This is a genomic window from Streptomyces sp. NPDC107550, assembly GCF_055639095.1.
The window spans coordinates 61,916-74,585 of sequence record NZ_JBVKBC010000033.1 but is presented as its reverse complement, the minus strand read 5'-3'; the positions used below and the strand labels follow the sequence as shown (position 1 = coordinate 74,585).

Sequence of the window (12,670 nt, the reverse complement as noted above, 5' to 3'; positions counted from 1 at the left end):
GCCCCTGAGGGAGCGGGGCTTCGCCCCAGCTCCCCAGGGGAGGAGGTGGCGACGCAGTCGCCCCTCCAGGGGCGCGGGGAACTGCGCGACCAGCCCCCACCGGCCGAAAGGTGAACAACCAGGCCCAGGGGCAGCGCCCCGTCAGGGGCGCGGGGAACTGCGCGACCAGCCACCCACCGGGCGAAAGGTGAACGGCAACCCCAGGGGCGCGGGGGATTGCGCGGGGCGCGCCTAGGCCGGGGGGATCAGTTTGAGGGCCAGGCACACCGCCCCCCGCGCTTCCTCCCCCGCCACCCCCAACGCCGTATCCGCGAACTTGATCGCATGATCATCCCCATGCTCCGCGGCCCGCGCGAAAAGCTCCTCGTCCCCCACACCCGCACCCCCCGATCCCGCCCCCGGGACCCCCGTACGCCCCGCATAAACCCCCGTCACCGCCGAACTCGCCGCCCAGGCCGCCGCGAGCGACCCGCCCCACAACTCCCGCGGCAACGCCGGCAACACCCGCAGCACCGCGTTCGGCGCGGTCGCCGCATGGACGAGCATCACCGGCGCCGCCCGCCCGTACGCCCCGTACATCCGCACGGCCGCCCCCACCAGTTCCCCGAGCCGTTCCCGCGCCGCGTCCGGGTCGACGGGCCCCGCCTCCACCCACGAGGGCACCGCGGTGAGCCGCCCGAGCCGCTCCCTGATCCCCCCGGTCTGGTCCGCGATCCGCGGCACCGCCTCCAGCGCCCCGGCCGCGTCCCGCCCCGAGGGCAGCCCCGTCAGCGGCGGCAACGGCTGATGCCGCGCGGCCCAGTACCCGAGCCCGTGCGCCAGCTCCGCCAGCCGCGGCGCGGTCGGCGCGTCCGCCCCGCTGTCCAGCAGGGTGCGTACGGCATGGCCGACCCGGATGACGGGATGCGTGGCGCCTCCCGCGATACCGGGGAGCAGCCGGGGCCACCATTCGGCGAGGACCTCGCGCCAGGGCCGTTCGGCGACCGCCCGTTCGAAGAAGGCGATCCAGTCGGCGAGGCGCCTCGGGTCGCCGAGGGCGTCCCGCCAGTCCTCGGCGCGGATCGGGTCGCCGGGCGCGGGCAGCACGTCGAGCCGGCGCGCGTACTGGTCGAGCCAGCGGTGGACGCGGGGCGCCTGGCCGCCGCGTACCAGGGACTCCACGGCCATCGGCCCGTGGTTGCTGAGCCAGCCGTCGAACTCCGGCCCGGTCGCGTGCAGCCGCTGGAGCGCCTCGTCGAGCGTCCCGGACGAGGCGCCGGAAGGGGTGGTGCCGGAGGAAATGCCTGTAGACGTACCTGAAGACGTGCCTGGGATGTCGTCGTCCATGCCCGCACGGTAGGCGCCCCGCGTACGGCGCGTAACCGTCCGTGGTCGTAGGCGGGTTTCCGCAGGACCTAGGACTCAGGACCGGAGTCCCGGGAACCCTCACCCGTACAGGCCGGCCGGGGGCGCACGCAACCACACGTGCGTGCCGGCCGTCTTGTGGAGGGGGGAGTGAGGCCCGATCGAGGGTGACCGGCGTCTCGTACGACCAGGCACCCAGCGTGGTCACTGGGGCTCGCGGGCCCCTCGTGGCCGACGGCGACTCCCGGTCTGACCTGGGACTCCGTGGTCACGGACGGCCTCTCCCGACACCCCGGCGCGCGACGAGGCGCGACAGGGTACTGCATGATCACAAAAAAGATGGGTCGGGTTGGGAATTCTGTCCGGATTCCAGTCGTTGTTTCCTTCGGATGCAGGGCACCCGCGAGGGTGTACAAGCCGACCTACCACCGCAAGGGAGCACGCATGGCAACCCGTGCCGTAGCCCGTCGTAAGTCCGCCGCCTCCGGCGAGACTGATGCGGCACGCAGTGTTCGCGCCGTAGGCGGGGAAATCGCCGACCGCGACCTGGTCGGCATGTACCTCGACGAGATCGCGCGGACACCGCTGCTCGACGCCGCGAAGGAAGTGGAGCTTTCCCAGACCATCGAGGCGGGCGTCTACGCCCAGCAGATCCTCGACGGCGAGGTGACCGACAGCAAGAGCGCGGGCAAGGCGACCCGCGAGGAGCTGGAGGCCCTGGTCGCGGAGTCGGAGAAGGCCAAGGACATCTTCATCCGTTCCAATCTGCGCCTGGTCGTCGCGGTGGCCCGCCGCTACCCGCGCAGCGGACTCCCCCTGCTCGACCTGATCCAGGAGGGGAACGCGGGCCTGGTGCGCGCGGTCGAGAAGTTCGACTACCGCAAGGGCTTCAAGTTCTCCACGTACGCCACGTGGTGGATCCGCCAGGCGATCACCAGGTCCATAGCCGACCAGTCCCGCACCATCCGGCTCCCCGTGCACCTCGTGGAGGAGCTGGGCCGTATCCGCCGGGTGCAGCGCGAGTTCAACCGGGAGCACGGGCGCGAGCCCGAGCCCGCGGAGATCGCCGCCGAGCTGTCCTCGACGCCGGAGCGCGTCACCGACGTGCTGGACTGGGCCCGCGACCCGGTCTCGTTGAACATGTCGGTGGACGACGAGGGCGAGACCCAGTTCGGCGACCTGCTGGAGGACACGTCCGCCGTGTCGCCCGAGCAGTCCGTACTGACGCTGCTGCGCAGCGAGGAGCTGGACGACCTGATCGGCCGGCTCGACCAGCGCACCGCGTCCATCATCAAGATGCGGTACGGCATCGAGGACGGCCGCGAGCGCACGCTGACCGAGGTCGGCAAGGAGCACGGGCTGACCCGTGAGCGCATCCGGCAGATCGAGAAGCACGCGCTGCTGGAGCTGAAGAAGCTGGCCCGCGACACCGGCTTCGACGCCGCCGCCTGACCCTCCGGGGGGCGAGCCCCCTGCGGCTGAGCGCGCGGTCGCCCGCATCCCTCGTACGGGGTGCGGGGGACCGCGCGCTCAGCCGTGCCGTGGGCCGTCAGGCGAGGGGCGGGGGCGGGGACGGGGGTCCTGGTGGGCCCGTGACCAACGGCACGCCGGAAGACTCTCCCGTACGCCCGCCCCACAGCCGTACGTTTATCGACATGTCTCCACTCGTCCGGGTGAGCGAGAGCTACACCCCGCGCTTCGCGGAGTTCGCCTTCGAGCCCGCCTTCACCGCCGCGGTCGACCAGCACGTGGCCGAGCTGCGCACCCGTCTCGCGGGCGCCTCGCCCACCCTGGACCCGGCGCCGCCGGACCCGGAGACCCTGACGGACTACACGCTCGGTTTCCTGGACGCCCTGGGCGAGACCGGCTGGCGCGAACCCGTCGGGCACGACTACGCGGTGTGCCGCCTCACCGCCATCAGCTGGCTGGTGAGACGGCACGCGCTGGTCTAGCGTTCCGCCCTCGGCGTGCTGCGCGGGTCAGGACTCCCAGGTGTTGTCGGTGCGCGTACGGTCCTGGACGGGCTGGTTGGTCATGGCGTCCTCCCGGCCCGCCTGGTAGGCGCCGACGCTGCCGCGCGCCTTGCCGGTCTCCTCCTCGGCCCGGCTCAGCCAGCGCTCCCAGCGCTGCCGCATCGGGCCGATGAGCCCGCCGCCGACACCGACGATCAGGATGCCCGCGGCGGCCGCGAGAGCCGCGTAGAGCACCGGCTGCGTGACGGTGGTGGCGATGCCGGCCTGGCCGAGCGCGGCGATCACACCGAGCGCGACGATGCAGGCCCACACGATCGTGCCGACGGTCTTGCCGTACGAGACGGACGACAGGGCGCTGGTGACGATGTCCCGCACCAGGTTGGCGACGGCCATCGCCACGACGACCAGGACGACGGCGACGATGCCGCGCGGCAGCCAGGCCACGATGCCGTTGAGCATCGTGGAGACCGGGTTGCTGCCGAAGACGCCGAAGCCGAGCTGGAGCGTGATCAGCAGCAGGGCGAAGTACACGACCTTGCAGACGATGCCGGTCAGGTCGTACTTCGACCCCTCCAGCATCCTGGCCGCGCCGGACCGCTCGGCGAGCTTCTCCGAGCCGACCTTGCGCAGGACGCGGTCGAGGACACGGGCGATCATCTTGGAGACGAACCAGCCGATGGCCAGGACGACGAGGAAGCCGATCAGTTTCGGCACGAACTGGGCGACTTTCGACCAGGCGTCGTTGAGACCCTTGGTGAAGTCGACCGCAAGGTAGACGGGCTGGTGAAGCATGAGTGGTACCTCCACCCCATGGGGCTGGACGCGGCGAGCCGCACCCGGCGGACGTTTCCCCCCTCGGTCTCCTACGTCCTACCGGCATAACAGCCCGGCGCCCGCGCCGCCCGTCCCGGCCCCGCGAAACCCCGCCATTGGCGTGACGGAGGGCGCGTCGGCTCCTGTGTCGTGGCGGGGGCTCACCTCAACGCCGACCTCCAGCGCCGGGTCAGTGCACGTTGTGCGCCGGGTGCAGCCCCGGTGAGGCTTCTCGCGCAGTTCCCCGCGCCCCTGACGGGGCTGGGCTCAGCGCCGGACAATCAAGCCCCTCCGGCGATTGAGGAGCGGGGGCTGGGGCAGCGCCCCAGAGTGCCGGGTGCGTCGTGGCTGAGCGCGCAGTTCCCCGCGCCCCTTACGGGGCTGGGTCAGGCTCGGAGGTAGGTGAGGACTGCCAGGACCCTGCGGTGGGTCTCCTCCGCCTGCGGAAGGTCCAGCTTCGTGAGGATGCTCCCGATGTGCTTCCCGACCGCCGCCTCGGAGACGACCAGCTCCCGGGCGATCGCCCCATTGGACTTCCCCTCGGCGATGAGCGCGAGCACCTCCCGCTCCCGGGGGGACAACCGCTCCAGCGGATCCCGCCGCCTGCGCAGCAGTTGCCGTACGACCTCGGGGTCGACCACCGTGCCGCCCGCCGCGACCTCCCGCAACGCGTCGACGAACTCCTCGACCTGCCCGACCCGGTCCTTGAGCAGGTAGCCGACGCCGGAACCGTCCCCGGAGTCGAGGAGTTCACCCGCGTACGCCCGCTGCACGTACTGGCTGAGGACGAGCACGGGAAGCGAGGGGCGGGCCTCGCGCAGCCGGACGGCGGCGTGCAGGCCCTCGTCCTGGAAGCCGGGCGGCATCCGCACGTCCGTGACGACGATGTCCGGCGCGTGCTCCTCGACGGCGGCGATCAGCGCGGGCGCGTCACCGACGGCGGCGACCACCTCGTGGCCGAGGCGGGCGAGCAGGCCGATCAGCCCCTCGCGCAGCAGCACGCTGTCCTCGGCGAGTACTACGCGCAAGGCTCGTCCGGGTCGCTCAACTCGCAAGGAAACTCCACCCTCAGCTCGGTCGGTCCGCCGGGCGGACTGGACAGGGAGAGTCTGCCATCGAGCGCGGAAACCCGGTCCGCGAGTCCGGTGAGACCGGTGCCGCCGGCCGCGTCCGCCCCGCCCCGCCCGTCGTCGCGGACGGTGAGCTGGAGCCGCCCGCGCTCCCAACGGCCGTCCACGCGCGCGCGATCGGCCCCGCTGTGCTTGGCGACGTTGGCGAGGGCCTCGCACACCACGAAGTACGCGGCGGCCTCCACGGACTGCGGCAGCCGCCCGGGCAGGGCGAGTTCGACGTCGACGGGGACCGGGGAGCGGTCGGCGGCGTCGCTGACGGCGGCGCCGAGGCCGTAGTCGGCGAGGACCTTGGGGTGGATGCCGTGGATGAGTTCGCGCAGTTCGGCGAGGGCCTTGCCGGCCTCGTCGTGGGCGCGGGCCAGTTGGTCGGCGAGGGGGCCTTCGCCGGCGTCGAGGCGGGCGAGCCCGAGCGTCATCGTCAGGGCGACGAGCCGCTGTTGGGCGCCGTCGTGCAGGTCGCGTTCGATGCGCCGGCGCTCGGCCTCGAAGGCGTCGACCAACCGCACGCGGGAACGGGTGAGTTCGACGACCTTGACGCCGAGGTCGCCGTCGCGCGGGGCGACGAGCAGCCGGGTCACCTCGGCGCGGGCGCCGGCGGCGAGCCCGAGGGCGTAGGCGCCGGCGGCGAGCAGCAGCAGCCCGAGTACGGCGACACCGAACGCGGACGGCCACGACGTCACCGTCCACTGCTTGAGCACCTTGGCCTCGTCCCCGCCGCCGACGGTCGCCATGGTCAGCGGGGTGACGGCCATGGACAGCGGGAACAGCAGCGCGACGGTGACGGCGAGCGCGTCCAGCGGCCACAGCACGCACGCGTACAGGAGGGCGTACCCCAGCTCCCGCCAGGTGGCCTGTTCCCGCAGCCGCGTCCGCAGCCACGCCCACAGCCCCTCGCGGTCGGGGGTGCGGTGCGCGGAGGGCGCGGGCTCGCGGTCGACCAGGCGCAGCCGCAGCCGCTCGCCCCAGGCCACGGGCAGCCCGGCGAGCGCGGTCAGCACCAGCAGCGGCAGCCCGACCAGCACCACCGCGAGGACTCCGCCGAGCGCGGCGGCGGTCACGATCCCGACCAGCGCGACGACTCCGCCGACCGCGCCGGTCAGGAGGTAGGCGGCGCTGCGCCAGGGCCAGGAGGTGCGCAGGTATCCGGGGCGGGACATCGCCTGCCACACATTGCGAGGGTGCATGCCAGCACCGTAGAAGCCCGTGACCGGCACCGGCCAGGGGAGCAGACCCCGCTGTGGGGGTATGCCTGGCCCTACCCCCACAGCGGGTTACGGGCGGCTCTGTGCAGGCTCTTGCCACCGCAAGCTGCTGCCAAGCCGAACGCGTAATTCCGCCAACCCCGGGCGCAAACATGGCTGGAGAAGGACGCTTAGGCGTCGGGGATCGGTCGCGCCGCCACCGTGCGGTCCCGGCCGCACCAGTGGGGGTTCACGATGGAATTCCGGCTTCTCGGGCCTGTGGAGGCAAGAGACGGGGCACGGCGCGTCGCGCTCTCGGGCTCCAAGGTGCACACCGTGCTGGCCGCGCTGCTGCTCGCCCGCGGGCGAGTGGTGAGCGACAGCCGGCTGAGCGAGATGCTGTGGGGGTGGGACCCGCCCGCGACACGGAACGCGCAGATATACACGTACATCTCGCGGCTGCGGAAGCTGCTCGGGCCGGATGTCGACCTCGTACGCAGGCCGCCCGGCTATCAGTTGCTCGTCGACGGCGTACAGGTCGACCTGGTCGGCTTCGAGCGGCTGCACGAGCAGGGCGTGGCCGCGCTGCGCGAGGGCCGGGTGGCCGTCGCCTCGGGGCTGCTGCACGACGCGCTGGCGCTGTGGCGGGGGGCCGCACTCGCCAACGTGACCTCTTTTCTCGCCGAGGCGGAGCTGCCGCAGCTGGAGGAGGCGCACATCAGTTGCCTGGAGCACCGCGTGGCGGCTGACCTGCTCCTCGGCCGCCATCAGGAACTGGTCTCCGAGCTGACCGGCCTGGTCACCGAGCATCCGGTACGGGAGAGGCTGCGCGCGCAGCTCATGACGGCGCTGTTCCGCTGCGGGCGGCAGGCCGACGCGCTGCGCCTGTTCCACGAGGGCCGCGTCATCCTCTCCGAGGAGCTGGGCGTGGACCCGGGGCCCGATCTGGTCGCCGCCTACCAGGAGGTGCTGACGGGCGAGCCGGAGGCGCAGGACCGCGCGTACGCCTCCGCGCCGCCGGCCGGGCGGCCGTTCACGCTGCCGCCCGCGCTGAGCGACTTCACGGGCCGGCGGCCGGAGTTCGACGAGCTGTGCGCGGCGCTCACTCCGTCCGCCGGCGGGGTGAGCGGCGCGTTCCGGCCGCGCCGCATGCTGATCACCGGCATGGCGGGCGTCGGCAAGACGGCGCTCGCGGTGCAGGTCGCGCACGCGGTGGCCGACGCGTTCCCCGACGGGCTGCTGTACGCGCCGCTGCACCGGGAGGACGGCACCCCGCAGAACGTGGCGGTGGTCCTCGCCCGCCTGCTGCACTCGCTCGGCGCGCCGGACGAGGTGCGCGGGGGCGGCGACCGGCTGGAGGACCTGATCCGCGCCTACCGCACCCGTACGGCGGGCCGCCGGGTGCTGATCGTCCTGGACGGCGCGGTCAACGAGCTGCATCTGGACGCGCTGCTGCCGTCCACGACCGACGCCGCCGTGATCGTCACCGCGCGCAGCAGGCTGGCGGCGGTGCCCGGGTCGCGGACGGTGGCGCTCGCCCCGCTGGACCGGCGCGCCTCGCTGTCGCTGCTCGGGGCCGCCGCCGGGCGGGTCCTCGTGGACCGTGACCTGTGCGCGGCGGACCGGATCGTCGAGGCGTGCGCGGGGCTGCCGCTCGCGGTGCGGGCCGCCGCCGCCCGGCTGGGCGCCCGCCCGCACCGGCCGGCGGCGCGGCTCGCGGACCGGCTGGCCCAACCCTGCCTGCGGCTCGCCGAGTTGACGGCCGGCGGGCTCGACACCGGGGCCCGGCTGCGCGGGGCGCTGCGGCAGCGGCCCGGCGACGAGCAGGAGACGGCGCGCAGGCTCGCGCCCCTGGGCACGGACGCCTTCACGGCACGGGAGGCGGCGGTGGAACTGGGAGTGCCGGCGGACGTCGCGGAGGAGTTGCTGGAGCGGATGGTGGAGGGGGCGGTGCTGACCATGCCGGGCATCGACACGCAGGGCCTGCCCCGCTACCGCTTCCACGCGCTGATGCGGCTCGCGGCCTGCGCGGACGACGCCATGGTCCGCGTGGCGGCGTGAGACGCGGGCGCGGGGCGGCTCCCCAGGACATGCCCGGGTGAGCCCAGGCGGGCCCCGAGTCGGGCATGCACCGGTGAGCCGACGCCGGCCCGGGTGGGGCGGGCGGAGGGTCGGGGGTATGCCTGGCCCTACCCGAAGTCTCGATCCTGCCGCACTGCGGCGCACCCCCCGCTCACGGTTTCGTGGAACCACCGCGAAAACGAAGGGTGGCGGCGCTCCGATGACAGGTTGGCTCGCAGAACACGTGCAGGCGCACGGCGCGTTCGGCATCCTCGGCGCGGTCCTGCTGCTGCCCGCCCTGGAGGCGGCGGTGCCGGTGCTCGGCGTGCTGATGCCGGGGCAGGCGACGGTCGTCGTCGCGGGGATGCTGGCCTGGCACGGCCACGTCACCGTCGGCGCGATCCTGCCGACCGCGGTCGCCGGGGTCGTCCTCGGCAACCTGGCCGGCTACCTGGCGGGCCGCCGCTGGCACGTCCGGCTGCTGACCCCGGCGGGCGGGCCGACCCGCCGCAAGCTGACCGAGCGGGCGCTCGGGCTCATCGACCGGCGCGGCCCGCACGCCGTGGTCATCGGCCGCTTCACCGCCGTACTGCGCACGCTCGTGCCGACGCTGTGCGGGGCGACGCGGATGCCGCTGCGGCGCTACCTCGTGTGGTCGGCGGTGAGCGCGGTGCTGTGGGCGCCGACGTTCGTCCTGCTCGGCTATGTGATGGGCCGGGCGGGGCCGGGATGAGCCCGCGAGGCGGGGCCTCTCCCCCGGCGCAGGCTGCTGCCAGTGCAGCCAACTGCCAGCCGTTACGCCCGGACCCGGGCCGCGACGCACGGACAATCGTCTGCGGCGCCGTTTCTTCCTCCTCCTCCCGGCGACGACCGGGCGGACCAACCTTTGACGAGTTGGGACTCATGAACAACGACGCGATCCAGTTGCGCTCCGTCAGCAGGCGATACGGGGCCGGGGACAGTGCGGTGACCGCGCTCGACGAGGTGTCGCTCGCCTTTCCCCGGGCCACGTTCACCGCCGTGATGGGCCCCTCCGGGTCCGGCAAGTCGACGCTGCTCCAGTGCGCTGCGGGGCTCGACCGGCCGACGTCCGGGTCGGTCACCGTCGGCGGCACCGAACTGACCCGGCTCAGCGAGAAGAAGCTGACGCTGCTGCGCCGGGAGCGCATCGGGTTCGTGTTCCAGGCGTTCAACCTGATGCCGTCGCTGACCGCCGAGCAGAACGTGGCGCTGCCGCTGAAGCTCGCCGGCAAGCGCGTGCCGAAGTCGCAGGTGCGGGGCGTGCTCGACCAGGTGGGGCTCGGCGGGCGCGCCGGGCACCGGCCCTCGGAGATGTCCGGCGGCCAGCAGCAGCGTGTGGCGCTCGCCCGCGCGCTGGTGACGCGGCCGGAGGTGCTGTTCGGTGACGAGCCGACCGGCGCGCTCGACTCGCAGACCAGCCGTGAAGTACTGGCGCTGCTGCGGTCGATGGTGGACCGCGAGGGCCAGACGATCATCATGGTGACGCACGACCCGGTCGCCGCCTCCTACGCGGACCGTGTCGTGTTCCTCGTCGACGGCCGTGTCAACGGCGAGCTGCTCGGCGCCGGCGCCGACGAGATCGCCGCCCGTATGACGAAGCTGGAGGCGGTCCCGTGCTGAGCGTCGCGCTGCGCACGCTGCGCACCCGCTGGGTCACGTTCGTCGGCAGCTTCGTGGCGCTGTCGCTCGGTGTCGCCCTGCTCGCCGTGATGGGGCTCGCGCTCGCGTCGTCGCTCGACGGGCCCGAGCGGCAGCCGGAGCGGTTCGCGGCGGCGCCCGTCGTCGTCCAGGGCCAGGACACGCTGCGGGTGGCGACGCCGATCGGCGACCGTACGCAGAAGCTGGTGCAGCCCCGCCCGGTACCCGGGGAGACGGTGGCGAAGCTGCGGGACCTCGGCCGGGTCGTGCCGGACCGCTCGTTCGCCGTACGGGCGAAGGGCGCGCCCGGTGATCTCGTCGGGCACCCGTGGTCGGTGGCCGCGTTCGCGCCGTACGCGCTGGACGCGGGCCGCGCGCCGCACTCCCCCGCCGAGGTCGTCGTCACCGGCGACTGGGCGCGGCCGGGTCAGCAGGTGCGTACCGACCGGGGCACGGTCACGGTCGTCGGCACGGTCAAGCCGCGCGGGTTCGAGGACGCGGTGTTCTACACGGACGCCCGCGCCGCCGAACTCCAGCCGGTCAGCACCCAGTTGGTGGTGGCGGGCGCGGCCGGGGCGGACGCGGTGCGCGCGGCCGTGGGCGACGACGGCACGTCCGTACTGACCGGGATCGAGCGGCGGCGGGCCGACGCCGACCCGGACCGCGACAGCGAGGCGCTGACCGCGATGAACGCGATGTTCGGGACGGCCGGCGGTGTCACGGCGTTCGTGTCGGTGTTCGTGGTGGCGTCCACGTTCGCGTTCGCGGTCGCCCAACGGCGCCGGGAGTTCGGCCTGTTGCGTACGGCGGGCGCGACGCCGGGGCAGATCCGGCGGATGGTGTTCTTCGAGGCGCTCCTCGTGGGCGTACTCGCGTCGGCGGCGGGCTGTGTGCTCGGCGCGTACGGCGCTCCGCGGCTCGCGTCCTGGGTGGTCGACGGGGAGCTGGCGCCGCGCTGGTTCACGATCGGCGACTACACCTGGCCGTACCACATGGCGTTCTGGACCGGGCTGCTCGTCGCGCTGCTCGGGGTCGTCGCCGCGTCCTGGCGGGCCGGGCGCACCGGTCCCACGCAGGCGCTGCGCGAGGCGTCGGTGGACAGCAAGGCGATGACGTGGGGGCGCTGGCTGTTCGGCGCGGGCCTGCTGCTGACGGCGGCGGTCACCCTCACGATGGCGCTGGTCAGCGAGCCGGGCGACCTGCTGCACCGCAAGACGTACGTGAGCCGGCCGATGCTGCTCATCACGGCGGTCGCGCTGCTCGCCCCGATCCTGGTGCGCCCGCTGTCCCGGCTGATCGCGTGGCTGCCCGCCCAACTCCCGGGCGCGGCGGGCATGCTGGTACGGGAGAACGCGGCGGCCGGGGTCCGCAGGACCGCCGCCATCGCCGCCCCCGTCCTCGTCACGGTCGCGCTCGCCGGCTCGCTGCTCGGCGCCACCGCCACCCTCAACGAGGCCAAGGCCACCGAGACCCGCGCCCAGACCCGCGCCGACTTCGTCGTACGCCCCGCGTCCGACGCGGGCTTCGACCCGGCGACGGTGCGGCGGCTGCGCGGTGTCGAGGGCGCGACGGTCTCCCCGACGGCGGCGAGCGCGGTGTACGTACGGGAGGACGGCGTCGCCCTCATCAAGTCGGACGCGCGTGCCGCCGAGGCGGGTCCGCTCGCGGCGACGGTGCGGCTGCCGCTGAGCGCCGGTTCGGTGCGCGGCCTCGACGACCGCTCGATCATCGTCAACGAGGAGTGGGAGCGGCACACGGTCGGCGAGCACGTCACCGTGTGGCTCGGCGACGGCACCCGCAAGTCGCTGCGGATCGCGGGCGTGATGTCCGTCGGCACCGGCAACAACGGCGTCTACGTCACCCCCGCCAACGCCCGCCGGGCGCCCGTGGACCGGGTCGACGTGGCGCTCGCGCCGGGCGCGGACCGGGCGGCGGTCCAGCACCGGCTGCGGGACGCGGTGAAGGCGACGGGCGGGCAGGTGTTCAGCCAGGACCAGTGGGTGGCCGCCAGCTACCCCGAGACCAACCGCACCACCCGCTACGGCTTCATCCTCGTCCTCGGCATCGCCCTGCTCTACACGGGCATCTCGCTGGCCAACACCATGGTCATGGCGACCTCCGACCGGGTCCGCGAACTGGCGGTGCTGCGGCTCGCCGGCGCCACGAACTGGCAGGTGCTGCGGCTGGTCGGCGCGGAGGCCCTGATGGTCGTCGTGGTCGGCGGGATCCTCGGCCTCCTGGTCGCGGGGCTCAACCTGGCCGGCATGTGGGGCGCGCTCGGCCTCCAGTCGGTGTGGTCGAGCGTGGAGCTGCCGTGGACGGAGATCGGCGGCACGCTGGCCGCGTGCGCGCTGCTCGCGGTGACGTTCTCGGTGCTGCCGGCGTCGCTGGCGATGCGGCGGCGGGCGGTGGAGATCGCGGGGGTGAAGGAGTGAGTCCGCAGGCCATGTGACGGGCGCCGGCCGGTCCGCCCCCGAGCCGGCCGGCGCCACCCCGCCCGCGCGCC

Annotated in this window: 10 protein-coding genes; 6 read left to right on the top strand and 4 right to left on the bottom strand. The window is 73.8% G+C overall.

Translation table 11 applies throughout. From position 1 onward, the window contains the following. Positions 1-231: 231 nt before the first annotated feature. Complete coding sequence (locus ACZ7LY_RS29590) at positions 232-1,326, bottom strand: questin oxidase family protein (RefSeq protein WP_471627816.1); 1,095 nt, start codon at positions 1,324-1,326, stop codon at positions 232-234. 462 nt (positions 1,327-1,788) lie between these two features. Between ACZ7LY_RS29590 and ACZ7LY_RS29585 the strand changes: the two genes are divergently transcribed. Further along, positions 1,789-2,796: a sigma-70 family RNA polymerase sigma factor gene (locus ACZ7LY_RS29585; RefSeq protein ID WP_471627815.1), complete on the top strand. Its 1,008-nt coding sequence runs from the start codon at positions 1,789-1,791 to the stop codon at positions 2,794-2,796. A 203-nt stretch (positions 2,797-2,999) separates the two neighbouring features. Further along, positions 3,000-3,296 (top strand): DUF6401 family natural product biosynthesis protein, encoded by a 297-nt coding sequence (locus ACZ7LY_RS29580; protein WP_471627814.1) that lies wholly within the window; start codon positions 3,000-3,002, stop codon positions 3,294-3,296. A gap of 27 nt (positions 3,297-3,323) precedes the next feature. Here the strand turns inward: ACZ7LY_RS29580 and ACZ7LY_RS29575 are convergent, their stop codons facing one another. The 3 genes from ACZ7LY_RS29575 to ACZ7LY_RS29565 all read right to left on the bottom strand — a co-directional run bounded on the left by ACZ7LY_RS29575 (position 3,324) and on the right by ACZ7LY_RS29565 (position 6,447). Beyond that, a complete protein-coding gene (locus ACZ7LY_RS29575; RefSeq protein WP_471627813.1) occupies positions 3,324-4,109 on the bottom strand; it encodes a mechanosensitive ion channel family protein in 786 nt (261 codons plus the stop codon). Positions 4,110-4,516: 407 nt separating this feature from the next. Continuing rightward, the gene (locus tag ACZ7LY_RS29570) at positions 4,517-5,158 is read right to left on the bottom strand and encodes a response regulator transcription factor (protein WP_471627812.1); all 642 of its coding nucleotides are present in this window, start codon (positions 5,156-5,158) and stop codon (positions 4,517-4,519) included. Further along, positions 5,149-6,447, bottom strand: coding sequence for a sensor histidine kinase (locus ACZ7LY_RS29565; protein ID WP_471627811.1), 1,299 nt, complete (start codon positions 6,445-6,447; stop codon positions 5,149-5,151). Before ACZ7LY_RS29565 ends, ACZ7LY_RS29570 begins: the two co-directional genes overlap by 10 nt. A 252-nt stretch (positions 6,448-6,699) precedes the next feature. On the opposite strand from ACZ7LY_RS29565, the gene ACZ7LY_RS29560 reads away from it, so the two are divergent. The 4 genes from ACZ7LY_RS29560 (at position 6,700) to ACZ7LY_RS29545 (ending at position 12,599) form a co-directional block, all read left to right on the top strand. Beyond that, positions 6,700-8,505 carry an AfsR/SARP family transcriptional regulator gene (locus ACZ7LY_RS29560; protein WP_471627810.1) on the top strand — a complete coding sequence of 602 codons (1,806 nt, stop codon included), beginning with the start codon at positions 6,700-6,702 and terminating at the stop codon, positions 8,503-8,505. Positions 8,506-8,725: 220 nt separating this feature from the next. After that, the gene (locus ACZ7LY_RS29555; RefSeq protein WP_471627809.1) at positions 8,726-9,238 is read left to right on the top strand and encodes a DedA family protein; all 513 of its coding nucleotides are present in this window, start codon (positions 8,726-8,728) and stop codon (positions 9,236-9,238) included. Positions 9,239-9,408: 170 nt separating this feature from the next. After that, a complete protein-coding gene (locus ACZ7LY_RS29550) occupies positions 9,409-10,146 on the top strand; it encodes an ABC transporter ATP-binding protein (protein ID WP_471627808.1) in 738 nt (245 codons plus the stop codon). After that, positions 10,140-12,599: an ABC transporter permease gene (locus tag ACZ7LY_RS29545; RefSeq protein WP_471627807.1), complete on the top strand. Its 2,460-nt coding sequence runs from the start codon at positions 10,140-10,142 to the stop codon at positions 12,597-12,599. The genes ACZ7LY_RS29550 and ACZ7LY_RS29545 overlap by 7 nt, the downstream gene beginning before the upstream one ends. Positions 12,600-12,670 lie beyond the last annotated feature (71 nt).